We start from the raw sequence: 22,853 nt of genomic DNA on the forward strand, positions 1-22,853 counted from the left end.
TACAATTAACTTTAGCAATAATTAGCCACTTATAATGGTAGAGACTAAAAAAATATCGAAACGCCAGCTGATCCTGGACGAGGCCGCCAAGCTCTTCAAAGACCGGGGCTACGGCGGCACGTCGATGCGCGACCTGGCTGGGCAGGTGGGCATGGAGGCGGCCAGCATGTACAACCACATCAAGGCCAAGGACGAAATTCTGGCCAGCATCTGCTTCCGGATTTCCGACTTGTACATCTCGCAGCTGGGCGAAATTTCCGCCACCCAGGCCAGCTACGGCGACAAAATTAAGGCCCTGATCCGCCTGCACATCCGCCTGATGGTGGAGGACGGCCCGGCCGTGTCCGTGGCCAACCACGACTGGAAGTACCTGCCCGAGCCCAAGCTGGGCGAGTTCAAGCAAGCCCGCAAAGCCTACGAGAAAGGCTTCGCGGCCCTCATCGAGGCCGGCATTGCGGCCGGCGAGTTCCAGCCCGTGAACGTGTCGGTGGCCCTGTTCACCATCCTGTCCGCCGTGCGCTGGATCGAGCTGTGGTACCGCCCGGGCCGCGACCTGTCGGCCGAAGAGCTGGAAGCCAACATCATCACCGTGCTCCTGCACGGCCTGGAGCGCAAGTAACCAGGGCCCCGGGGCCCTAACTGCCAAACCATTACCCAGCGGCCGGGCGGCGCAGCCGCACAAGGCGCCGCCGCCCGGCCCCCGCCCACCCATGAGCCGATTCCATTCCCTCGCCGTCAAAAGCATTACCCGCGAAACGCCTGACTGCGTGAGCGTAGCCTTCGACGTGCCCGCCGAGCTGCGCGAGGCGTTCCGCTACGTGCCGGGCCAGTACCTCACGCTGCGCCGCACCCACGGCGGCGAAGAGCTGCGCCGCTCCTACTCGCTGTGCAGCAGCCCTTTGGACGATGAGTGGCGCGTGGCCATCAAGCAGGTGCCGGGCGGCCGGTTCTCCAGCCTGATGGTGGGCGGCGACGGCTTGCGCCCCGGCGACCGGCTCGACGTGATGCCGCCGCAGGGCCGTTTCACGCCGCCCGCCCTGCACCCCGAGAACGCTAAGCTGTACGTGCTTTTTGCGGCGGGCAGCGGCATCACGCCGGTGTTTTCCATCGCCAAAACCGTGCTCCTCGCCGAGCCCCACAGCCAGGTGTATTTGGTGTATGGCAACCGCGGCCGCAACTCCATCATTTTCAAGGAAGGCATTGAGGCGCTGAAGAACAAGTTCCTGAACCGCCTGAGCGTGTACCACGTGCTGAGCCGCGAGCAGGGCGACGCCGACCTATTGTTCGGCCGCATCGACCGCGAAAAAACCGCGCAGTTCTTGCAAAAAATCGTGCCCGCGGGGCGCATCGACGAGTGCTTCATCTGCGGGCCCGAGGAGATGATTATGGGCGTGCGGGAGGCCCTAGCCGACGCCGGCGTGGCCCCGGAAAAAGTCCACTTCGAGCTGTTTGCCAGCGGGGCCCCCAAGGCCGCCCGGGGCCCCGGCCGCCCCGCCAGCACCGACGACCAAAAGAGCCAGGTAAGCGTGCACCTCGACGGCCGCGCCTACCGCCTCGACATGTCGTACTACGGCGACACGATTCTCGACGCCGCCCTGGCCGCCGGGGCCGACGCGCCCTACTCCTGCAAAAACGGCATGTGCAGCACCTGCCGCGCCCGCATCACAGCAGGCACCGCGGCGATGGACGTAAACTACTCGTTATCAGAAGATGAAATAGCCCGCGGCTATGTGCTCACGTGCCAGGCCCGCCCCACCGCGGCCCAGGTAGCGGTCGATTTCGACCAGTAGCGCGGGGGCGGAGCAGCGGGGCCCCGGTTTGGGCGGCGGCCTAGCTTTGCCGCATTCCGCTCGTTATGAATAGCTTCGAAACCATTCTGGTGTTGCTGGCCCTGCTCGCGGGCCTGTCGGTACTGTTTCAGCGGAGCCGGCTGCCGCAGGCGGTGCTGCTGGTGGCGGCGGGCCTGGCGCTGGGCTTCGTGCCCGGCCTGCCGCCCACCAAGCTGGAGCCCGACGTAGTGTTTCTGCTGATTTTGCCGCCGCTGCTCTACTACGCGGGCTTCAACCTTACTTAGCAGGATTTCAACCACTACCGCTGGCCCATTTTGCTGCTGGCCGTGGGGCTGGTGGCGTTCACGACGGTGGCCGTGGCCGTGGTGGCGCATTACTTTCTGCCGGGCTTTGGCTGGCCGCTGGCGTTCGTGCTGGGGGCCATCGTATCGCCGCCCGACGCCGTGGCGGCCAGCAGCGCCACCCAAGGCCTGGGCCTGCCCAAGAGCGTGAGCGTAACGCTGGAAGGCGAGGGCTTGGTGAACGACGCCACCGCCCTGATTGCTTACCGCTACGCCGTGGCGGCCGTGGTCAGCGGCGGGTTTGTGGCGTGGCGGGCGGGCGGGCAGTTTGTGCTGGTGGCCGGCGGCGTAGCCCTCGGAGTAGCGGCGGGCTACCTCAGGGCGCGGCTGCAAGCCCATGTGCGCGAGTCCACTACGGCCACGGCTATTTCGCTGCTGCTGCCGTTTCTGGTGTACTTGCTGGCCGAGCACGTGGGGGCCTCGGGGGTGCTGGCGGTGGGGTTCATGGGCCTGGTGATGTCGCGGCGGGCCCCGGAGGTGTACTCGGGGCCCACGCGCCTGCAAAACGCCAGCTTCTAGCGCGTGGTCAACTTCCTGCTGAATGGCTTCGTGTTCATCCTCATCGGGATGCAGCTGCCAACCGTGCTGCGCGGCCTGCCGCCCGGCATCCTGCCCGCGCTGTGCGGGTACGGGCTGCTCATCAGCGCCGTGGCCATCGTCATCCGCATCGCGTGGATTTTCCCGGTCACGGCACTCGTCACCTTTTTCCGCCGCTCGACCGGCGACCCGGCCCCGCCGCTCATCAGCTGGCGCGAGCTGCTGGTCACGTCGTGGGCCGGCATGCGCGGGGTGGTGTCGCTGCTGGCCACGGCCCTGCCCCTGGCACTGGCCGACGGCCGCGCCTTCCCGCAGCGCAACGTGCTGCTGTTCCTCACCTTCGCCATCATTTTGGTGACGCTGCTGGTGCAGGGCCTCACGCTGCCGTGGCTGGTGCGCCGCTTGGGCGTGCACGAAGAAACCGCCGCCGCCGACCGCCACGAGCAGGCCCTGCGCCTGGAGCTGGCCACCGATTCGCTGGCGTTCCTGCACGGCACCCTGGCCTCCTGCACCGCCCCCAAGGTGCTGGCCCCGCTGGAGCAGCGCCTCACGCAGCAAATCGACCTGCTGCAAGCCAACGCCGACGACCAGGCGGCCCCCGACGCAGCCGGACCGGGCCCCGGGCAGCGCCGGCATCAGCAAGTGCTACGCACCGATTTAGCCGTGGTGCAACACCAGCTTGGCCTGCTCGTGCAGCGCCACAAGCAGGGCCACGCCGAGGTCGAAACCATCCGCAAGCTCCAGCGCGAGCTGGATTTGGCCGAGCTGGACCTGCAAACGCAGCTGGAGGAAAGCGGCGCGGCGGCAGCTGAGGGCCCCGGGCGCAACGAAAAGGGCATCAGGGCGCGGGGCCGTACCGCGAGGGTAGGGCCCCGCGCCCTGATTACTTGCCGGCCAGAAACTTGCCGATGTTCTCGTTGAGGAATTTGGCGTCGGCGGGGTTGCTGGCGGCGCCGGCGGTGTGGCCCCACAGCGACGGGATGGGCAGCAGCGTAACGCCGGGAATGAACGCGGCCTCGTAGCGCGCATCGCCCACGGGGAAGTACAAATCCGTTTCGGAGGGCATGTAGAGGATGGGCGCTTTGATGCTGCGCAGGGCCTTCTCAACGTCGCCGCCGAAGCCAGGGGTGGTGCCCACGTCGTGGTGCTCCCAGGTACGCATTTGCAGGATGAGGTCGTTGGCGTCGGCCCCGGGGATGAAGTGGGTGCGGTAGTTATTGAGCACTTGCTCGAAGGTGGTGCCGGGCTTCTCGTCGCTGCGCCACAGCTCTTTGCGCCACCACTCCTGCGAGAACAGCCAGGCCGTCCACACCGTGGCGAAGGCCTCGATGCCCTTGGTGGGCGGGGCGGCGTAGTCGCCGTTCTTAAACGCTTCGTCGGCGGTGAGGGCGGCAATCTGGCCTTCGAGGCGCACCACGCCGTGCGGGTAGTTCTTGGCCGTGCCCGAGGTGGCCACCAGGCGGTCGGCAAAGGCGGGGTAGCTCACGGCCCACTGAAACGCCTGCTGGGCCCCCATCGAAAAGCCAATGACGGCGCGCAGGTGGCTTATCTTCAGCTCCTTGGTCAGCAGCTCGTGCACGGCCGCCACGTTGTCGCGGATGGTCATGACGGGGAAGCGGGGCCCGTGGAAAGGCTCGGGCGTGTTGCTGGGCGACGACGACTTACCGTTGCCGAACAGCTCCGTCGTGACCAGGAACAACTTGGTCGTGTCCAGGCACTTGCCCGGGCCAATGAGCCACTCGTAGCCGTGGTGGCCGGCCATGTAGTGCGAGGGCAGCAGGATGGCGTTGTCGCGCTTGGCGTTGAGGTGGCCGTAGGTGCCGTAGCCCACCCGGGCCTGGGGCAGCACCGCGCCGCCCTCGGTGCGGAAGTTCGTCAGCGTGAAAAAGTGGTGCGGTACCCGGTCGGCCGGTTTGGTTTGGGCCTGGGCGGCGGGGGCCCCGAGCCCAAATAGCAAGGCCAGGAGCAGGCCGTAGTAAGTAAGGTTTCGCATGAGAAGCGGTGGAAAGTTGTTCGGGTAAGTTTTGAGGCCGATGTGGCAGGAAAAGTAAGGCATCCAGCGGCATTGGGGCTTGGCGTTGCTGGGCCCAATTACCAAATACCAGCTGCCGGCGGGCCGCGTCAAACCGCCCGCCCTTTCGCAGCGCGGTACATTGCAACGCTGAGCGACGAAATCCAACCCAGCACTACGACCTGGGTTATTTTCTGAATGATGGGCAGGTAGCAAAGTAAGTGCTTGGTGTAGTACACGTAATTGTTCACCACCATGAGCAACACGCATAAAATGCCGACCCAGAAATAGCCAACCAAACGGGTTTTATACAAGCCGACAAACGTGCCTGCCAGCGCAATCAGCCCGAGCAAGCCGGCGATGTTTATCGCCAAATCAAATCATGGTATTCAGTAAAAATAAAGCCTGCTGAAACCATTGACAGAATGCCAGTTGCGCGGATGATTGCCGCGCCCCGGGTGCCGAGGGCAAGCAGCTGGGGCAGGTAACACCAAAAAACGACGAGGGACGCGCACAGCACGCCCACGGCCGCCAGGGCTACCGGCCGGGCGGCGTTGGGCTGCCCGTTCAGGGCGTCGGTGTTCAGCAGGTTGCACCAGTAATTGTGCAGCCAGCTGAAGCCCACCGACGCTCTATCGGCCTGCGAGCCGCCCGGGTACAAGGCCGCCGCCACCACGTACAAGGCAAAGTAGGCGCAAATGCCGCCCGCCGGCAGCAGCTGCCACCAGGGGTTTGGCGCGTTTCGCTTCTGGTCGAGCATGGCTTCGGTGGCACGGCGGCTTTGAGGCCCGCGGCGGTTACCAAAAAGTACGGGCCTTAGCACGTTTGTCCAGTTACTCGTAAAGGCTACATCCCCGCGGCCGCCACGGGGCCCTGGGGCCCTACTTATTCACCTCTGCAATGGACCAACTTACTGCTCCCACCTCCCCACCTGCCTCCCTCACCAGCTACGCGCGGCGCGTGGGCATCGCGGCGGGCATCGTGTTCATTGTCTTGTTCTTGACGGGGCTGCTGGGAATGGCCTTCGGGGTATTTTTGCGGGTACTGGCGGCGCTGCTCATTGCCCTGCCACTGCAAGCGGGGGCCCAGTGGCTGCACCGCCGCACCCGCCTGCCGCAGGGCCTGGCACTGCTGCTGGTGACGCTGCTGGTGGTGGGGGCTCTGGTGGGCACGGGCTGGCTGTTTTCGACGCGCATTGGCGAGCAGGTGGCCGAGCTGCAAAAGCAGCTGCCGCAGGCCCTGCGCGACGTGCAGGCGCGCGCGCGCGGCACCGAGTGGGGCCAGTGGCTAGCCAACGAAAACCTCGATTTTGGCCGCCTCACGGGCGGCGGCTCGGCCTGGATGGGCCGCATCACGGGCGTGTTTTCCACCACGTTCAGCGTGCTGGCCGATGCCTACGTTATCATCTTTCTGGCCTTGTTTATTGCTTTGCAGCCCAAGCTGTACCGCGCCGGCCTGGTGATGCTGGTGCCCAAACCCGGCCGCGCCCGCGCCCACGAGGTGCTCGACAAAATCAGCGACACGCTGGTGAAATGGGTACTGGGCCGACTGGTGTCGATGCTGGCCGTGGGCGTGCTCACGGCCCTGGGGCTGTGGGCGTTGGGCCTGCCGCTGGCCTGGGTGCTGGCCCTGTTTGCGGGGCTGGTTACGTTCATTCCCAACATCGGGCCCATCGTTTCGATGGTGCCGGCGCTGCTGCTGGCCTTTTTCCACGGGGGCCCCACGGAGGCGCTGTACGTGCTGGCCCTATACCTGGGCGTGCAAACGCTGGAGAGCGCGGCCGTGTCGCCGGTGGTGCAGCAGCGGCTCATCCTGCTGCCGCCCGCCCTCATTTTTGTGGGGCAGCTGGTCATCGGCTCGTTCACCGGCCTGCTGGGGCTCACGTTGGCCACCCCCATCGTCGCCATCGGCGTGATTCTGGTGAAAATGCTCTATGTGCAGGACGTGCTGGGCGACGACTCGGTAGAGCTGTAGCCCGGCCGTAGCGTGGACTTTGCGAGTCCGCGACGAGCGCAGCGAGTATGACGATTGAACGGGCTATTAGCCCACTCGCTGCGCTCGTCGCGGACTCGCAAAGTCCACGCTACATCCTCATTTCAACGCCAGAATCTGCTTCAATTCTGCATCTGAAACCGTGAGCAGGCCTACTTTGGGCAGGCGCTCGGTGAGGACGCGCCAGTTGGGTTCCTGCTGAAAAATGGGTTTCAGCAAAGCCAGGGCGGCGGGCACCTGCTGCTTGTTGGCCAGCGTGATGGCGTGCCAGTACTTCATTTCCAGGTTCTGGGGGAACATCTTTTCGGCCGCCTGATACTCCTGGATGGCTTTCGGCATGTCGTTTTTCTCCACGGCCAGGTCGCCGGCGTTCATGTGATCGTAGGCGCGGTGCAGCTTGAGGAGGCGACGCAGCTCGGGCAGCGGCTGGGCGGCGTCGTCCACGCGCAGGTCCACGAGGCGGTCGGCCCAGGGGCCCTCGGTGGCGGTGCCGCGCACCACCAGCAGCGCCGCCGACTGCCGGCCGCGGATGTCGCCCCCGGCGGCCTGGGCCGCGTCGAGGGCCCCGAGCACGCGCTCGGCCAGGGGCAGGGCGGCGCCGGCTTCGTAGGCCTTGGCCATCGCGCCCCACACCGTGTTGTTGAGCATCATGTTGGCCTGCACCGAGAACTGGGGCCCCTGCTGGTGCCCGGCCATGTCCACGCATTTTTTGCCGGTGTGCGTCGCCACGCGGCCCTGGTTGTCGAGGATGGCGACCTGGCGCACGTCGCGCCCTTCGTCATTGGCCAGCAGCTCATCCAGCGCCTGTTGAGCGGTTTTGCCGCTTTTCAGCAGGGCCAGGCCGCGCAGGCCGAACGACTTGTTGGTGAAAGACTGGGTGGCGACTACGCCTACGCCGGCCTCGGCCCAGCTAACGGAGGTGCCCACCGAAAACCAGTGGCTTTGCACGGCCACGGCCATTTCACCGGTTTTGGCGTCGCGGGCCACGATGCTGAAGGTGTGGGCCAGCGGGTCGGTAGCGGAGTACACGGACTGGGCGGCGGCGGGCAGCGCCAGCAAGGTCAGCGCGAAAAGTAGTAGCTTGGGCAACATATGGCGGAAGAGATAAAAAATGGCACTGGGCCGCGTTACGGCCGGGGCCCAAGGTACGGCCGATTCCGGAGCCCCAGAATTTTTTCCTTACTTTTACAAACTAACGCTTGTTAGCCTTTGTTGACTGCTTTATGGAAACGCTCGAAAAAGACCTCCGCCGCGACGACCAGTTCCAAGCCCGCATCGACGCCGACGTGCGCATCGAGCCCAAGGACTGGATGCCCGATGCCTACCGCAAAACCCTGATCCGGCAGATTTCGCAGCACGCGCACTCCGAAATTGTGGGCATGCTGCCCGAAGGCAACTGGATTACCCGGGCCCCCAGCCTCAAGCGCAAGGCCATTTTGCTGGCCAAGGTGCAGGACGAGGCCGGCCACGGCCTCTACCTCTACAGCGCCGCCGAAACGCTGGGCGCGAGCCGCGACCAGATGCTGGCCGACCTGCACAGCGGCAAGGCCAAGTACAGCAGCATCTTCAACTACCCCACCCTGAGCTGGGCCGACATGGGCTGCGTGGGCTGGCTCGTGGACGGCGCCGCCATCCTCAACCAGGTACCGCTGTGCCGCACCAGCTACGGGCCCTACGCCCGGGCCATGGTGCGCGTGTGCAAGGAAGAAAGCTTCCACCAGCGCCAGGGCTTCGAAATCATGCAGACGCTAACCGCCGGGGCCCCCGTGCAAAAGGAAATGGCCCAGGAGGCCCTTAACCGCTGGTGGTGGCCCACGCTGATGATGTTCGGCCCGAAGGACTCGGAGTCGCCCAACACCGAGCAGAGCATGAAGTGGCGCATCAAGCGCTTCACCAACGACGAGCTGCGCCAGAAATTTGTGGACATGATGGTGCCCCAGGCCGAATTCCTGGGCCTGACCGTGCCCGACGAAAAAGCGAAGTGGAACGAAGCCCGCCAAGCCTACGACTTCGGCGAAGTCGATTGGAACGAGTTCTGGAGCGTGGTAAAAGGCAACGGCCTCTGCAACCACGACCGCCTCCAGGCCCGCGTGCAAGCCCACGAAGAGGGCGCCTGGGTGCGCGAGGCCGCCCTGGCCCACGCCGCCAAACGCGCCGCCCGCGAGGCAGCAGCAGTGGCCGTTTAGGGCCCCGGGGCCCCATTACAAACGAGAACAACATCTACCGTCTGTCATGCTGAGCCTGCGAAGCATCTTTTCACGTTCGCGCCGATTGAGCTATTAATCCTGGCGAAAGCAACCGTGAGAAGATGCTTCGCAAGCTCAGCATGAAAGACGATTAATTAGTTATATAACAGTATAATGTCGCAATCCGAGTGGCCCCTGTGGGAGGTCTTCATCCGCAGCAAGCAGGGGCTGGACCACAAGCACGTGGGCAGCCTGCACGCCGCCGACGCCACCATGGCCGTGCAAAACGCCCGCGACGTGTACACGCGCCGCCTGGAGGGCGTGAGTATCTGGGTGGTGGAGTCGACGAACATCCACGCCTCCAACCCCGGCGAGGCGGCCGAATTCTTCGACCCGGCGGCCGACAAAGTGTACCGGCACCCCACGTTTTACACCGTGCCGGATTCTATTAAACACATGTAAGCTTGCTGGTTATGGACCACCCCGCTGATTTGCTACCTGCCCCCGCCGCCATTGCCCACGCGCCCACCGTGCGGCAGCAGCTCTTCGAATTCGTGCTGCAACTGGCCGACACCAGCCTCGTGCTGGGCCACCGCCTGAGCGAGTGGTGCGGCCACGGGCCCGTGCTGGAGCAGGACCTGGCCCTGGCCAACATTGCCCTCGACCTGCTGGGCGAAACCCGCAGCCTCTACCAGTACGCCGCTGAGCTGGAAGGCCAGGGCCGCACCGAGGACGACCTCGCCTACCTGCGCCCCGCCACCGCCTACCGCAACCCCCTGCTGGTGGAGCAGCCCAACGGCGACTTCGCCTACACCGTGGTGCGCCAGTTTTTGTTCGACAACTACCACTACCACTTGCTGTTGGCGCTGAAAGAGGGCCCCGACGCGCCCCTGGCCGGCATTGCCGGAAAGTCGGTGAAGGAGGCGGCCTACCACCTCAAGTGGAGTTCGGAGTGGCTGATTCGGCTGGGCGACGGCACCGCCGAAAGCCGCCAGCGCCTCGACAAAGCCCTGGCCACGCTCTGGCGCTACGCCGCCGAGCTGACCACCGCCACCGCCACCGAAGCCGCCCTGCAAGACCTCGGCCTCGTGCCCGATTACGCCGATATTCTGCCCGCCATGCAGGCCCACGCGGCCCACGTGCTGGCCGAAGCCACCGTGCCCGCGCCCCAAATTGCGCCCTTTACCCAAAAGGGCGGCAAGGCCGGCCAGCACTCCGAGCACCTGGGCTACCTGCTCGCCGAGCTGCAGTACATGCAGCGCGCCTACCCCGGCCTGACGTGGTAGCCACGGCCACTGGGGCCCCCACCGAAGCCCAAATCTGGCGGCTGCTGGAGGAAGTGACGGACCCCGAGGTGCCCGTGCTCAGCATCCTCGACCTGGGCATTGTGCGGGCCGTGCAAGTGGTTGGAGAACAAGTAACGGTGACCATCACGCCCACCTACTCGGGCTGCCCGGCCATGAACACCATCGCCACCGACATCCGCCTGCGCCTGCTGGCCGAGGGCATCACGCAACTCACTGTGCACAACCAGCTCAGCCCGGCCTGGACGACGGACTGGATGAGCGCCGCGGGCCGCGCCAAGCTCACCGCCTACGGCATCGCCCCGCCCGTGGACGGCACCGCCACCGGTCACGTGCTCAACCTGTTCGGCAAGGCCACGGCCGTGGCCTGCCCGCTGTGCGGCTCGGCCCACACGCAGCTCGTCAACCAGTTCGGCTCCACGGCGTGCAAAGCGCTTTACCAGTGCCAGGACTGCCGCGAGCCGTTCGATTATTTCAAGTGCCACTGATTTTGGTGCTTAAGGATTCGTCACGCAGCGCACAGCGCAGCATCTTTCTCGCGTAACCAATCATGGGTTAATGCCTTGGGAAAGACGCTGCGCTGCGCGCTGCATGGCGGCCTAACTTTGCAATGGTGACTGCCACGGCAGCGCGCCAACCGCGGGTGACCAACCGCTGACAACAAGAAACTTAGAACCATGAGCATGACCATCGGAATCATCGGCAGCGGGGCCATGGGCGCGGGCATTGCCCAGGTACTGGCCACCGCCGGCCACCCCGTGCGCCTGCTCGACCAGCACGCCGGGGCCCTCGAAAAAGCCACGGCCGGCATCGAAGCCAACCTGCGCCGGCTGGTGGAAAAAGATAAGCTCTCGGCCGAAGCCGCCGGCCTGGCCGCCGCTCGCCTGCGCCCCACCACCTACCTGCCCGATTTTGCCGACTGTGAGTTGGTGATTGAGGCCGTGGTGGAAGACCTGGCCGCCAAGCAGCAGCTGTTTCGGGAGGCGGAGCAGGTGGTAGCCCCCGAGTGCATTTTGGCCAGCAACACATCGTCGCTCTCGCTGGCGTCCATTGCGGCGGCGTGCCAGCGGCCGGAGCGCTTCATCGGCTTGCATTTTTTCAACCCGGCCCCGCTCATGCGGCTCGTCGAAATCATTCCGGCGGTGCAAACGCGTACCGGCCTGGCCGGCGAGCTGCGGGCCCTAGTGACGCGCTGGGGCAAGCAGCCCGTGGTGGCCCAGGACACGCCCGGCTTCATCGTGAACCGGGTGGCGCGGCCGTTCTACGGCGAGGCGCTGCGCATCCTGGAAGAGGGCATTGCCGACGCGCCCACCATCGATTGGGCCCTGACGACGCTCGGCGGCTTCCGCATGGGGCCCTTCGCGCTGATGGATTTCATCGGCCACGACGTGAACTACCGCGTGACGGAAGCGGTGTTCGCCGGCTTCTACTTCGACCCGCGCTACCGGCCGGCCATTGCTCAGAAGCGCCTGCTGGAAGCTGGCTTTTTGGGGCGGAAGTCGGGCCGCGGCTTTTATGATTATTCCGCCGGGGCCCCGGCGCCCGCCCCTACCCAGGACGAGACGCTGGGCCACATCATTTTGTACCGCGTGCTGGCCATGCTCATCAACGAGGCGGCCGATGCGCTGCACCGCGGCGTGGCCTCGCGCGACGACCTGGAGCAGGCCATGACGCAGGGCGTGAACTACCCCCACGGCCTGCTGGCCTGGGCCGACGCCCTGGGCCCGCCCCGCGTGCTGGCCTGGCTCGACGCCCTCTACGAGGAGTACCACGAGGAGCGCTACCGCGCCAGCCCGCTGCTGCGCAAGCTGGCCCGCACCAACCAATTATTCATCCCGCATGAGCGCGTTGCCCAAGCCTAACGCCGGGGCCCCCACCCCGGCCGAAGCCGTTAAAGACCTGATGCTGGCCCACGACGCCTTCAGCCGCTGGCTGGGGGTGGCCGTGGCCGCGGTGGGCCCCGGCTAGGCCCGCCTCACACTAGCCGTGCGCCCCGAGATGCTCAACGGCTTCGGGGCCCTGCACGGCGGCGTCACGTTCGCGGCCGCCGACACGGCCTTCGGGCTGGCCTGCAACAGCCACGGCCGCCAAGCCGTGGGCCTGAGCGTAACCATTGACTACCTCGAAGCCGGCCGCCCCGGCGACGTGCTCACCGTGGAAGCGCGCGAGGAAAGCCTCAAGCACAAAATCGGCGTCTACCAAGTGCGCGTCAGCAACCAGCACGGCGCCGTACTGGCCCTTTTCAAAGGCACCGCCTACCGCTCGGACAAGGAAATCCCGGTTTGAGAATACCCGCTTACAATTAATGCTCCTGGCCGTCATGCAGCGCGCAGCGAAGCATCTCCACTGCGTCAGTAATCAATGAATTAGTGAGCGGTAGAGATGCTTCGCTGCGCGCTGCATGACGGCCAGGGATAAAAGAAAGAACAAGTACATGAAAGACGCATTTATCGTTGACGGCATTCGTACGCCAATTGGCAACTTCGGCGGCACCTTGGCCACCGTGCGGCCCGACGACCTGGGGGCCCTGGTCATCCAGGAATTATTGCGGCGTAACCCCACGGCCGACCCGGCCGGCGTGGCCGACGTGCTAATGGGCTGCGCCAACCAGGCCGGCGAAGACAACCGCAACGTGGCCCGCATGGCCCTGCTGCTGGCCGGCCTGCCGGCCTCGGTGCCCGGCGAAACCGTGAACCGCCTCTGCGCCAGCGGCCTCTCGGCCAGCGTGGCGGCGGCCCGCGCCATCCAGTGCGGCGACGGCGACCTGTTCATCGCCGGCGGCGTGGAGAGCATGACCCGGGGGCCCCTGGTGATTTCCAAGGCCAGTGCCGCCTTCGGGCGCGACGCGCAAATGGCTGATTCGAGCTTCGGCTGGCGCTTCGTCAACCCCCGCATGGAGGAGCTCTACGGCACCGACAGCATGGGCGAAACGGCCGAGAACCTGGCCGAGCGCGACGGCATCAGCCGCGCCGACCAGGACCAGTTCGCCCTGGCCTCGCAGCAAAAGGCGGCCGCTGCCCACCGCAGCGGCCGCTTGGCCCAGGAAATTGTGCCCGTACCCATTCCGCAGCGCAAGGGCCCGCCAGTGCTATTTGCGGAGGACGAGTTCATCAAACCCACCACCACTGCGGAAGGCCTGACCAAGCTGCGCCCCGCCTTCCGCAAAAACGGCGGCACCATAACGGCCGGCAACGCCTCGGGCCTAAACGACGGGGCCGCCGCCCTGCTCCTGGCCTCGGAAGATGGCTTGAAGCTGCACGGCCTCACGCCCCGGGCCCGCCTGGTGAGCATGGGCGTGGCCGGCGTCGAGCCCCGCTTCATGGGCATCGGCCCGGTACCGGCCACCCAAATGGCGCTCAAAAAAGCCGGCCTCACGCTCGACCAAATCGACCTGATTGAGCTCAACGAAGCCTTCGCCGCGCAGGCGCTGGCCTGCACCCGGGCCCTGGGCCTGGCCAACAACGACCCGCGCCTCAACCCCAACGGCGGCGCCATTGCCCTGGGCCACCCCCTGGGCATGAGCGGCGCCCGCCTGCTCCAAACTGCCGCCCTGGAACTGCACCGCCAGCACAAGCGCTACGCCTTGGTAACCATGTGCATCGGCGTGGGCCAAGGCTACGCCGCAATTATCGAGCGGGTGTAGCGCGGACTTTGTGGTCCGCGGCTTTCGCTTCGTCCTACCGATTACCGCCTTGCCAATTACCGTTGGGCGACCGTTCAAAAACGCGGACTACAAAGTCCGCGCTACATTCTAAACTCCCCTTCCCCATGCCCACCCAACTGCTCGAAAACTATACCCTTGGCCGCTGGCTGCCCGGCGGAGGGCCCCAGCAAGAACTACTCGACGCCAGCACCGGCGAAACCATTGCCCTGGCCAATACCGAAGGCGTTGACTACGAAGAGGTTTTGGCCTACGGGCGGCGCGTGGGCAACCCCGCGCTGCGGAAAATGACTTTCCACGAACGGGGGCGGATGCTGAAGGCGCTGGCCTTCCATTTACAGGAGAAAAAGGAGGTTTTTTACGAGCTGAGCTACCGCTCGGGCGCCACGCGGGCCGACTCGTGGATTGACATTGAGGGCGGCATTGGCAACCTGTTTGCCAATGCCTCGCTGCGGCGCAAGTTTCCCGACAAGCCGTTTTATGTAGAGGGCGAGCCGGTGGGCCTCAGCAAGGGTGGCACTTTCGTGGCCCAGCACCTGCTGGTGCCCAAGGAGGGCGTGGCCGTGCACATCAACGCCTACAACTTCCCCATTTGGGGCATGCTGGAGAAGATTGCCGTGAACCTGCTGGCCGGCATGCCCGCCGTGGTGAAGCCCGCCGTGCCCACGGCCTACCTCACCGAGGCCGTGGTGCGCGAAATCATTGCCTCCGGCATCTTGCCCGCCGGGGCCCTGCAACTCGTGTCGGGCTCGGGCCAGGGCATTCTGGACCACCTCACCTACCAGGACGTGGTAACTTTCACCGGCTCGGCCACCACCGGCCGGCTGCTGCGCGCCCACCCGCGCATCATCGAAGAAGCCGTGCCCTTCACGATGGAAGCCGACTCGCTGAACGCCGCCGTGCTGGGGCCCGACGCCCGGCCGGGCACGCCCGAGTTCGACCTGTTTGTGAAGGAAGTGCGCAAGGAGATGACGGCCAAGTGCGGGCAGAAGTGCACCGCCATCCGCCGCGCCATCGTGCCCGCCGAGCTGCTGGAGGACATACAGATTGCCCTCGGCAAAGCCCTGGCCCAGACCACTATCGGCCACCCGCGGGCCGAGGGCGTGCGCATGGGGGCCCTGGCTGGCCGCGCCCAGGCTGCGCAGTTCCGGGCGCGGGTGCAGGAGCTGGCCCGCCACACGCCCATCGTGTACGGCGACTTGGACAACGTGGAAATCCGGGGCCAGGAGCTGGGGGCCCACGCCGGCCGGGGCGCGTTTGCCTCGCCCATCGTGTTGCGCAACGACGAGCCGTTCCGCTACCTCGACTCGCACGAAATCGAGGCCTTCGGGCCGGTGGTGACGCTGATGCCCTACCACGATTTGGGCGAGGCCGTGCAGCTGGCCAACCTCGGCAAGGGGTCGCTGGTCTGCTCGCTGGCCACCGCCGACGCGGGCGTGGCCACGGAATTTGTGCTGGGCGCGGCCACCCACCACGGCCGCATTTTGGTGCTGAACGAGGAGATGGCCAAGGAGAGCACCGGCCACGGCTCGCCGCTGCCGCAGCTCATCCACGGGGGCCCCGGGCGGGCCGGCGGCGGCCAGGAAATGGGCGGCATCCGGGGTGTGGAGCACTTCATGCAGCGCGTGGCCCTGCAAGGCTCGCCGAGCATGCTTACCGCCATCACGCAGGTGTACCAAACGGGGGCCCAGCAAATTGAGCGCGACAAGCACCCGTTCCAGCACTACTTCGAGGAGCTGGAGATCGGGCAGACCTACACTACCCACCGCCACACCGTGACGGAGGCCGACATCACGAACTTCGCCCAGGTGTCGGGCGATAATTTCTACGCCCACGTGGACGCTACCTCGCTGGAAGGCACGCTGTTTACCGGGCGCGTGGCCCACGGCTACTACATCCTCAGCAAGGCCGCCGGCATGTTCGTGGACCCGCGCAAGGGCCCCGTGCTGCTCAACTACGGCCTCGACGAGTGCCGCTTCACCAAGCCCGTGTACCCGGGCATGACCATCGGTGTGCAGCTCACGGTGAAAGAGAAAGTTGGGCAGGAAAAACGCGACGACGCGGATGTGGCCAAAGGCATCGTGCGCTGGCTGGTGACCGTGACCGACGAAACCGGCGACACGGTGGCCGTGGCCACGATTCTGACGATGGTGAAGCAGCGGGCGCAGGGATAAGCGCCGGGCGACCGTTGGATATTCCCGCTCTGGGGTATATTATTGGCCCGAATGGCCCGTTGTTTTATAGGTGGGCGGTTGTTTCGCTGGACGTTTTGCCCATAGTTGCTTTAGTTATGCCTACTGCCCTCTCCCTTCCCGCCGCCGACCAGGCCGCGCAACTAGCGGCCGCCCGGGTTCGCGCCGAAGAAGCAGAGGCTGCGCTGGCCGGAGCTCAGGCCCGCGTGGCCGCCCTCGAAGGCGAGTTGGCAGCTGCCGCTGGCAGCGCCCAGCGCCACCACGCCCAGTTGGTGGCGCTGGTGCAGCGCCTACACGTGGGCCTGGTGCTGGTCGACCACGAAGGTCAGATTCGGTTCGTCAACCAGCATTTCTGGGAGCTGTTCGGCTTGGTGCCCGTGGCCAACCCGGCGGCCGGGGCCCCGGGGATTCCCCCGGCGGCCGTGTACATCGACGACGCGTTTCAAGACCCGGCGGCCTTCGCGGCGCGGGCTTGGGCGCTGCACGCGGCTGGGCAAACGGTGCTGCAAGAAGAATTCGTCCTCGCCAACGGCCGAACCATCGAACTCGACTACTTGGTGCTGGACCAGGCGCAGGCCGGCCGCCTGATTTGCTACCGCGACGTGACCGAACGCCACCGGCGCGACGCGCAGTTGCGCGTGCTGGCCCACATTCCGCAGCACAACCCCAACCCCATTTTGCAGGTGGCCTCCACAGGGGAAGTCGTGTACGCCAACCCCGCCGCTGCCCCCCTGCTGCGGGCCCTGGCCACCGATGCGCCGGGGGCCCTGTATCAGCGGATGCTCGCGCTGGTGCACGCCGCCTTGAGCACGCCTGCGCCGCACCCGCAGGAGCTGGCCGTGGCCGAGCAGCACTACTTGTTTACCGCCGTGGCCGTGCCCGGCCACGACCACGCCACGCTGTACCTGACCGACGTGACGGCACAACAGCAAATTGCCCAGCAGCTGGCCGAGCAGCGCACCTTCTACGAGAGCGTGCTGGAACAGGTGCCCATGGCGGTGGCCGTGTTCGATGCCCAGCACCGCTACCTGTTCGTCAACCCCATGGTGGAGCCCGACCCCGCTACCCGCGCCTGGATGCTGGGCAAAACCAGCGCGGAGGTTTGCCTGCGCCGGCAGCGCGCCGAAGCCGTGGCCCAGCAGCGGCAAGCCGCCTTCGCCGAAGCTCTGCGCGAGCAGCGGGCCGTGAGCTGGGACGAGCAGGGCGCGAACTGCGCGGGGATGGAACACGTGCTGGTGAGCTACCAGCCCGTGCCGGGCCCCACGGGCACGCGGTGGGTCATTGCCACGGGGGTGGACATTACGGAGCGCAAGGTGGCCGAAGCACAGATGGCCAAGCAGCGGGAATTCTACGAATCCATCCTGAACCTGCTCCCGGTGGACGTGGCCGTTTTCGATGCCCAGCACCGCTTTTTGTTCGTCAACCCCGCAGCAGTTTCGGACCCCGAAGTGCGCCAACAAATGATTGGCCTGACTCAGGCCGAATACCTGGCCCGCCGCCCCCACCAGCCGGCGGGCCTGCTCGAGCAGCGGCAGCACTACTTCGATGAGGCCATGCGCACGCGGCAGGACGTGACATGGGAAGAGCTGCGCCCCGGCCCGCAGCTGATACTGCGCCGGTTGCGGCCCGTTTTTGCGGCCAACGGCGTGTTGCGGCTGGTCGTGGGCTCGGGCATCGACATCACGGCCCGGCACGAGGCCGAGGAGCGCCAGCGCCGGGCCCAGGCACTGCTCCAGGAGCAGCAGGACTTCACCCGCCAGGTGGTGGACGCCCTGCCAGACGCACTGTACATGATGGGCCCCGACGGCCGCCCGGCCTTCGCCAACGCGGCCTACAGCGCGTCGATTGGGCACAGTGCCCACGCCCAGCCCAACGCGGAAAAGAATGCCATTGTGCAGGCCGAGCTGCGGCAGATTGGGGCCCTCAACGACTTGGTTATGCGCACCCAGCAGTCCCAATCGCGGGAATTGACCTTTACGCTGACCACCGGCGAAACGCGGTACTTCAACGTACAAAAGCAGCCCATGCGGCAGCCCGACGGGCAGCCGGGCATCCTCACGGTGAGCCACGACGTGACGGCGATAAAGCAGGCCCGGCAGGCCCTGGAGCAGCGCGAGAAGCAGTACCACGACCTGGTGTACTACTCGCAGGCCCTCATTTGCACGCTCGATTTGCAGGGCCGGCTGCTCTCGGTGAACCCCGCCATCGAGCAGTTACTGGGCCTGCCAGCCGCCCAGCTGGTGGGGCACTTCCTGCACGAAACCATGCTGCCCGACCACCACGCCGCGCTGCGGGAATACCTCGACAACCTGACCCTCTCCTCGCCTACCCCCCAGGTAATGACGATCCTGACCGCCACCGGCGAGCGGCGCTACCTGAACTATTACGCCCACCGCGTGGCCGAGCCCGGCCAGCCGCCCTACGTGGTGGCCTCCGGCTACGACGTGACGGCGGGCGTGCGGGACCGGCGGGCCCTGCAACAAGCCAAGCAGGAAGCCGAGGAAAACGCCCGCGCCAAGGAGGCCTTCCTGGCGCACATGAGCCACGAGATTCGCACGCCGCTGAATGGGGTGCTGGGCATGGCCACGCTGCTCCAGAAAACGCCCCTTACCGAGTCGCAGGCCGAGTACCTGCACACCATGCAGCACGCCGGCCGCCACCTGCTGGCCCTGCTCAACGACGTGCTGGATATGGCCAAAATCACGGGCCAGCACTTGCAGCTCGACCACGCGCCCTTCGATTTGGCCGTGGTGCTGCAAGGCGCCGGCCAAACAGTGGCCGCCCTGGCCGAAGAAAAAGGCTTGCAGCTGACGGTAGCCCTGTGGCCCGAAGGCCTGGACCCGCGCGTACTCGGCGACGCATACCGGCTGCACCAAGTGCTGCTTAATCTGCTCGGCAACGCCATCAAATTTACCGAGCGGGGGCGCGTGCGGCTGGGGGCCGACGTGCTGCGCGACGCCCCCGGGGCCCTCACCGTGCGCTTTTGGGTGGAAGACACCGGCATCGGCATCGCCCCCGAGCAGCAGGCCCACATCTTCGAGGCCTTTGCCCAGGCCGGCGCCGAAATCAGCCAGCGCTTTGGCGGCACGGGCCTGGGGCTGGCCATCAGCCAGCAGCTGGTGGCCCAGATGGGCGGCGTGCTGCGCCTGACCAGTACGCCCGGTCACGGCACCACCTTTGCGTTTCAGCTCACGCTACCCCGCCCGGCCCGGCCCGCCGCCCTGGCCCCGCCGCCCGCCGCCCCGGCCTACGATGGGCTGCGGGGCCGGCGCGTGCTGCTGGCCGAGGATAACCCCGTCAACCAATTCATTGCCGTGGTGGTGCTGGAGCGCTGGGGCATGCAGGTGCAGGCCGTGGCCAACGGCACGGACGCGCTGGACTATCTGCGCACCCAACCGTTCGACGCGGCCCTGCTCGACATCCGGATGCCGGGCCTGAGCGGGGTGGACGTTACCCTGGCCATTCGCCAGCACCCCGATTCGGTGCGCGCCACCGTGCCCATCATCGCCCTAACGGCTAACGCCTTCGACACCGACCGCGCCGGCTACCTGGCCGCCGGCATGGACGCCTGCCTCACCAAGCCCTACAAGGAAGCCGTCCTCTACCAGCTGCTGGTGCAGCTGCTGGCCCGCGCCCCGGGCTTCGATGCCTAAGCTGTTTATTGTTAGTTGCTCGTTGTTAGTCAACATTTTATGAATTAGCTAACAACTGACAACAAGCAACTAACAACTATATAACGGACAACTTACTGGCCGGCCAGGGCCCCGGCGCGGGGCTACCTTTGCGGCGGGGGCGGCGCGCGTGGCGCCGGCCCTTTTGCCCGCTGCCCGTTGTGAAAGAACACCTCCGCCCCACCCTGCTGTTAGCCTACCCCGTCGTCCTCTCGCAGCTCGGCCACATGCTGGTGAGCGTGTGCGACTCGGTGATGGTGGGCAACCAGCCCGGGGTGGGCACGGCCTCGCTGGCCGCCATCAGCGTGGGCGTGAGTACCACCAACGTGCTGCTTATCCTGGGCATCGGCCTGAGCATGGGGGCCGTGCCGCTGGTGGCCGCCGCCGCCGGCCGCCGCGACGAGCCCGCCCTGCGCCGCCTGCTGGTGAGCAGCGTGTGGCTGTGCACGCTGGCCGGCCTGGCGCTGGCCGGCCTCAGCGAGCTGCTGCCCCGCGTGATGCCCCACCTCGGGCAGGCCCCGGCGGTGGTGGCCATGGCCGCGCCCTGGGTGCGGGTGGTGGGCTGGTCGCTGCTCCCGCTGATGGTGTTTCAGGGCTTCCGCGAGTTTGCCGAGGGGCTGGGCCTCACGCGGCAGGCCATGTGGCTGTCCATCGGGGCCAACGTGGTGAACGCGCTGCTCTGCTACGCCTTCATTTTTGGGCACTGGGGGGCCCCGCGCATGGGCCTCATCGGCTCGGCCTGGGCCACGCTCATCTCGCGCGTGCTGATGGCGTCCCTCATGGCCGCCTACGTGCTGCGCGCTGCGCCGCTGCGCCCCTACCGCGCCACCGCGGCCGAGTGGCTGCGGCCCCACGCGGCGGCCCTGCGCCGCCTGGTGGCGCTGGGGGCCCCCATCGGCAGCCAAATGATGTTTGAGATGGGCGCCTTCGCCTTCTCGGCGCTGATGATTGGCTGGCTGGGCGCCGTACCGCAGGCGGCCCACCAAATCGCCATCAACGTGGCGGGCGTGACCTATATGGCGGCTAGCGGCATTGCGGCGGCGGCCACCATCCGGGTAGGCAACCTGCGCGGGGCCGGCGACGCGGCCGGGGCCCGGCAGGCGGGCTTCGCGGCTTACTGGCTGGCGTTTGGTTTTATGAGCAGCATGGGCGGGGTACTGATGTTGGCCCGCCACTTGGTGCCGCAGCTCTACAACCACGACCCCGCGGTGCTGGCCCAGGCCAGTACGCTGCTGCTCATCGCGGCCGGCTTCCAGGTGTCCGACGGCTTGCAGGTGGTGGGCCTGGGGGCCCTGCGCGGGCTCGAAGACGTGAAGGTGCCCTCGCTAGTGGCCCTGCTGGCCTACTGGGCAGTGGCGCTGCCGCTGGGCTATTTCCTGGGTTTCCACCTGCACCTGGGGGCCCCGGGCGTGTGGGCGGCGCTGCTGCTGGGCCTCACCATCGTGGCCGGGGTACTGCTGCTGCGCTTCCGCCGCGAAACCGAACCCGGGGTCCCGCTGTCCACTGGCCCCACCACGCTCTTGCCCGAAGCGGAGCTATTGAAAGCGTAGCGCTGGCTGTAGCGCGGACGCTGCGAGTCCGCGCGGTTGAACGGCCGCCCTACGATAACCGGCACGACGAAGCGAGAGCCGCGGACTCGCAGCGTCCACGCTACCGCCCGACACTTTTCGGGCCCGGTTGTTGTTTTGGCGGCCTTCCAATTGATGGCCTATTTCGCTATGCGCACTACTTTTTTAGGATTTGCTTTACTACTGATAGGGCCCCTGGCGGCCCGTGCCCAGGCCCCCGCCAAGCCCACTGCGGCCAAGCCGGCGGGCATTGCCTGGGCTGCCAACCGGCCCCTCACGTGGGCCGATTTCCAGGGCCGGCCGAAGTTTGGCGAGCCCGAGGCGGCCCTCACCTCGGCCGATTTGCTGTCGGGCGCCAAGTGCGCCGATTTTGTGTTTTCGGCCACCGTCACGCCCACTTTCGACCCCAGCACCTCGTGGGTGCGCGACGCCAAATCGTCGTCGCCCGCGCTGCTGCGCCACGAGCAGCTTCACTTCGACCTGACGGAGGTGTACGCCCGCCGCCTGCGCCAGAAGCTCAAGACCGCCAACCTCGACTGCCAGAAGCTGCAACCCGCCTTCGGCCGCCTCACCCAGGTCGTGTACGACCAGTGGAGCGACGAAGAAAACCGCTACGACATCGACACTAACCACGGCCTCAACGCCGCCAAGCAAGCCGTGTGGGAAAAGAAGGTGCAGCAGCAGCTGGCTGAAATGGCGGCGTTTGCGCAATAGAACTATTGCACCAAAAGGCCGTCATGCTCATCTGTCGTCCGCGCAGCCGAAGCATGACGGCCTGGGGGCCCTAACGACGAGTAACAAACAACTGACAACCAATGCTCTACACTAGGCGGGCACCGTTGGGTACGGGGGCGGCCACGGCGGCCAGCACGATGTGCCCGTCGGTATCGGCAAAGCCCGTGACGAGGACTTCGGACAGGAACTTGCCGATTTGCTTGGGCGGGAAATTGACCACGGCCAGTACCTGGCGGCCCACCAGGTCGGCGAGGGCGTAGTGGTGCGTGATTTGGGCGCTGGAGTTTTTCAGGCCGATTGCGGGGCCGAAGTCGATGCGCAGCTGGTAGGCCGGGCGGCGGGCTTCGGGGAAGGCGCGGGCCTCGACGACGGTGCCCACGCGCAGGTCGACGCGGGTAAATTCTTCCCAGGTAAGGGCGGCGGGCATGGCTAGCGGGGCCCCCTGCCGGGCGGGCCGAAGCGGGGGTTGGTGGGGTCGAGGCGCTTCACGCGGTGCTCGAGCGAGTCGACTACGACGACGTACATCTCGTCGAGGTCCTTGCCGTGCACGCCGTAGTAGCGCACGCTGTGCTGAAAGGAAGAGTCGGTCATGTGGTACGTGCGGAACACGTTTTTCTGCTGCGACAAGAACAAGGCCCGGGCCGAATCGGGCTTGAGGGCCGCGTTTTCCACCCGCGCCTCGAGCAAGTGCAAGTCGATGAGGGCCCCCACCAGCTGGGGGCGGGGCACGAGGTCGGCGGGGCGCAGGGGTTCTTCGGGGCGCTGGCAGGCGGGCAGGGCCCCGGCGGCGGCCAGGGCCCCAGCCAGCAGCCAGGGGCGGCAGCGGCGGTTCATGGCGGCGAAGCTACGCCCGGGGCGTAGCTTC

General features: G+C 66.5%; 20 protein-coding genes and 2 pseudogenes. 16 read left to right on the forward strand and 6 right to left on the reverse strand.

Features of this window, described 5'->3' with window-relative positions; genetic code table 11:
- Positions 1 to 34 precede the first annotated feature (34 nt).
- From AXW84_RS13945 to AXW84_RS25930, 3 genes and pseudogenes are all read left to right on the forward strand, one after another.
- The gene (locus tag AXW84_RS13945) at positions 35 to 619 is read left to right on the forward strand and encodes a TetR/AcrR family transcriptional regulator (RefSeq protein ID WP_068234330.1); all 585 of its coding nucleotides are present in this window, start codon (positions 35 to 37) and stop codon (positions 617 to 619) included.
- 91 nt (positions 620 to 710) lie between these two features.
- Entirely contained in the window at positions 711 to 1,790 is a 1,080-nt protein-coding gene (gene paaE / locus AXW84_RS13950; protein WP_068234333.1) for a 1,2-phenylacetyl-CoA epoxidase subunit PaaE, read from the forward strand.
- 65 nt (positions 1,791 to 1,855) lie between these two features.
- A pseudogene (locus AXW84_RS25930) lies at positions 1,856 to 3,589 on the forward strand (Na+/H+ antiporter).
- Here the strand turns inward: AXW84_RS25930 and AXW84_RS13970 are convergent.
- From AXW84_RS13970 to AXW84_RS13980, 3 genes are all read right to left on the reverse strand, one after another.
- Positions 3,552 to 4,661 (reverse strand): alpha/beta fold hydrolase, encoded by a 1,110-nt coding sequence (locus AXW84_RS13970; protein WP_068239433.1) that lies wholly within the window; start codon positions 4,659 to 4,661, stop codon positions 3,552 to 3,554. The pseudogene AXW84_RS25930 and the gene AXW84_RS13970 sit on opposite strands and share 38 nt — an antisense overlap.
- A 128-nt stretch (positions 4,662 to 4,789) precedes the next feature.
- Positions 4,790 to 5,032 carry a hypothetical protein gene (locus AXW84_RS13975; RefSeq protein WP_162268269.1) on the reverse strand — a complete coding sequence of 81 codons (243 nt, stop codon included), beginning with the start codon at positions 5,030 to 5,032 and terminating at the stop codon, positions 4,790 to 4,792.
- Positions 5,033 to 5,043: 11 nt separating this feature from the next.
- Complete coding sequence (locus AXW84_RS13980) at positions 5,044 to 5,439, reverse strand: hypothetical protein (RefSeq protein WP_157887024.1); 396 nt, start codon at positions 5,437 to 5,439, stop codon at positions 5,044 to 5,046.
- A gap of 140 nt (positions 5,440 to 5,579) precedes the next feature.
- Here AXW84_RS13980 and AXW84_RS13985 point away from each other — a divergent pair, with 140 nt between their 5' ends.
- Positions 5,580 to 6,653, forward strand: coding sequence for an AI-2E family transporter (locus AXW84_RS13985; protein WP_068234353.1), 1,074 nt, complete (start codon positions 5,580 to 5,582; stop codon positions 6,651 to 6,653).
- A 117-nt stretch (positions 6,654 to 6,770) separates the two neighbouring features.
- Here AXW84_RS13985 and AXW84_RS13990 read toward each other — a convergent pair whose 3' ends face one another.
- Complete coding sequence (locus AXW84_RS13990) at positions 6,771 to 7,763, reverse strand: DUF1028 domain-containing protein (protein ID WP_068234356.1); 993 nt, start codon at positions 7,761 to 7,763, stop codon at positions 6,771 to 6,773.
- Positions 7,764 to 7,894: 131 nt separating this feature from the next.
- On the opposite strand from AXW84_RS13990, the gene paaA reads away from it, so the two are divergent.
- The 12 genes and pseudogenes from paaA (at position 7,895) to AXW84_RS14045 (ending at position 21,967) form a co-directional block, all read left to right on the forward strand.
- Positions 7,895 to 8,857, forward strand: a complete 963-nt coding sequence (paaA, locus tag AXW84_RS13995; RefSeq protein WP_068239435.1) for a 1,2-phenylacetyl-CoA epoxidase subunit PaaA — start codon at positions 7,895 to 7,897, stop codon at positions 8,855 to 8,857.
- 174 nt (positions 8,858 to 9,031) lie between these two features.
- Positions 9,032 to 9,319, forward strand: coding sequence for a 1,2-phenylacetyl-CoA epoxidase subunit PaaB (gene paaB, locus AXW84_RS14000; RefSeq protein ID WP_068234359.1), 288 nt, complete (start codon positions 9,032 to 9,034; stop codon positions 9,317 to 9,319).
- A gap of 11 nt (positions 9,320 to 9,330) precedes the next feature.
- A complete protein-coding gene (paaC, locus tag AXW84_RS14005) occupies positions 9,331 to 10,143 on the forward strand; it encodes a 1,2-phenylacetyl-CoA epoxidase subunit PaaC (RefSeq protein ID WP_082773899.1) in 813 nt (270 codons plus the stop codon).
- Entirely contained in the window at positions 10,137 to 10,649 is a 513-nt protein-coding gene (gene paaD / locus AXW84_RS14010) for a 1,2-phenylacetyl-CoA epoxidase subunit PaaD (RefSeq protein ID WP_068234362.1), read from the forward strand. Before paaC ends, paaD begins: the two co-directional genes overlap by 7 nt.
- A 195-nt stretch (positions 10,650 to 10,844) precedes the next feature.
- Positions 10,845 to 12,023 carry a 3-hydroxyacyl-CoA dehydrogenase NAD-binding domain-containing protein gene (locus AXW84_RS14015; RefSeq protein ID WP_068239441.1) on the forward strand — a complete coding sequence of 393 codons (1,179 nt, stop codon included), beginning with the start codon at positions 10,845 to 10,847 and terminating at the stop codon, positions 12,021 to 12,023.
- Positions 12,001 to 12,129, forward strand: coding sequence for a hypothetical protein (locus AXW84_RS26250; protein ID WP_257722064.1), 129 nt, complete (start codon positions 12,001 to 12,003; stop codon positions 12,127 to 12,129). Before AXW84_RS14015 ends, AXW84_RS26250 begins: the two co-directional genes overlap by 23 nt.
- A gap of 15 nt (positions 12,130 to 12,144) precedes the next feature.
- A pseudogene (locus AXW84_RS14020) lies at positions 12,145 to 12,447 on the forward strand (hotdog fold thioesterase); the annotation flags it as partial.
- A gap of 148 nt (positions 12,448 to 12,595) precedes the next feature.
- Positions 12,596 to 13,804 carry a 3-oxoadipyl-CoA thiolase gene (pcaF, locus tag AXW84_RS14025; RefSeq protein ID WP_068239445.1) on the forward strand — a complete coding sequence of 403 codons (1,209 nt, stop codon included), beginning with the start codon at positions 12,596 to 12,598 and terminating at the stop codon, positions 13,802 to 13,804.
- Positions 13,805 to 13,929: 125 nt separating this feature from the next.
- Positions 13,930 to 15,996 carry a phenylacetic acid degradation bifunctional protein PaaZ gene (paaZ, locus tag AXW84_RS14030; RefSeq protein WP_068234367.1) on the forward strand — a complete coding sequence of 689 codons (2,067 nt, stop codon included), beginning with the start codon at positions 13,930 to 13,932 and terminating at the stop codon, positions 15,994 to 15,996.
- Positions 15,997 to 16,112: 116 nt separating this feature from the next.
- Positions 16,113 to 19,667 carry a PAS domain S-box protein gene (locus tag AXW84_RS14035; RefSeq protein WP_068234370.1) on the forward strand — a complete coding sequence of 1,185 codons (3,555 nt, stop codon included), beginning with the start codon at positions 16,113 to 16,115 and terminating at the stop codon, positions 19,665 to 19,667.
- A gap of 179 nt (positions 19,668 to 19,846) precedes the next feature.
- Positions 19,847 to 21,235 (forward strand): MATE family efflux transporter, encoded by a 1,389-nt coding sequence (locus AXW84_RS14040; RefSeq protein WP_071891344.1) that lies wholly within the window; start codon positions 19,847 to 19,849, stop codon positions 21,233 to 21,235.
- Positions 21,236 to 21,403: 168 nt separating this feature from the next.
- Positions 21,404 to 21,967, forward strand: coding sequence for a DUF922 domain-containing protein (locus AXW84_RS14045; protein WP_157887025.1), 564 nt, complete (start codon positions 21,404 to 21,406; stop codon positions 21,965 to 21,967).
- A 106-nt stretch (positions 21,968 to 22,073) separates the two neighbouring features.
- On the opposite strand, the gene AXW84_RS14050 is transcribed toward AXW84_RS14045, so the two are convergent.
- Complete coding sequence (locus AXW84_RS14050) at positions 22,074 to 22,415, reverse strand: tRNA-binding protein (RefSeq protein ID WP_068234376.1); 342 nt, start codon at positions 22,413 to 22,415, stop codon at positions 22,074 to 22,076.
- A gap of 2 nt (positions 22,416 to 22,417) precedes the next feature.
- Positions 22,418 to 22,822 (reverse strand): DUF4296 domain-containing protein, encoded by a 405-nt coding sequence (locus AXW84_RS14055; protein WP_068234379.1) that lies wholly within the window; start codon positions 22,820 to 22,822, stop codon positions 22,418 to 22,420.
- Positions 22,823 to 22,853 lie beyond the last annotated feature (31 nt).

Source organism: Hymenobacter sp. PAMC 26628, assembly GCF_001562275.1.
In the GTDB taxonomy this organism is placed as follows: Bacteria; Bacteroidota; Bacteroidia; order Cytophagales; family Hymenobacteraceae; genus Hymenobacter.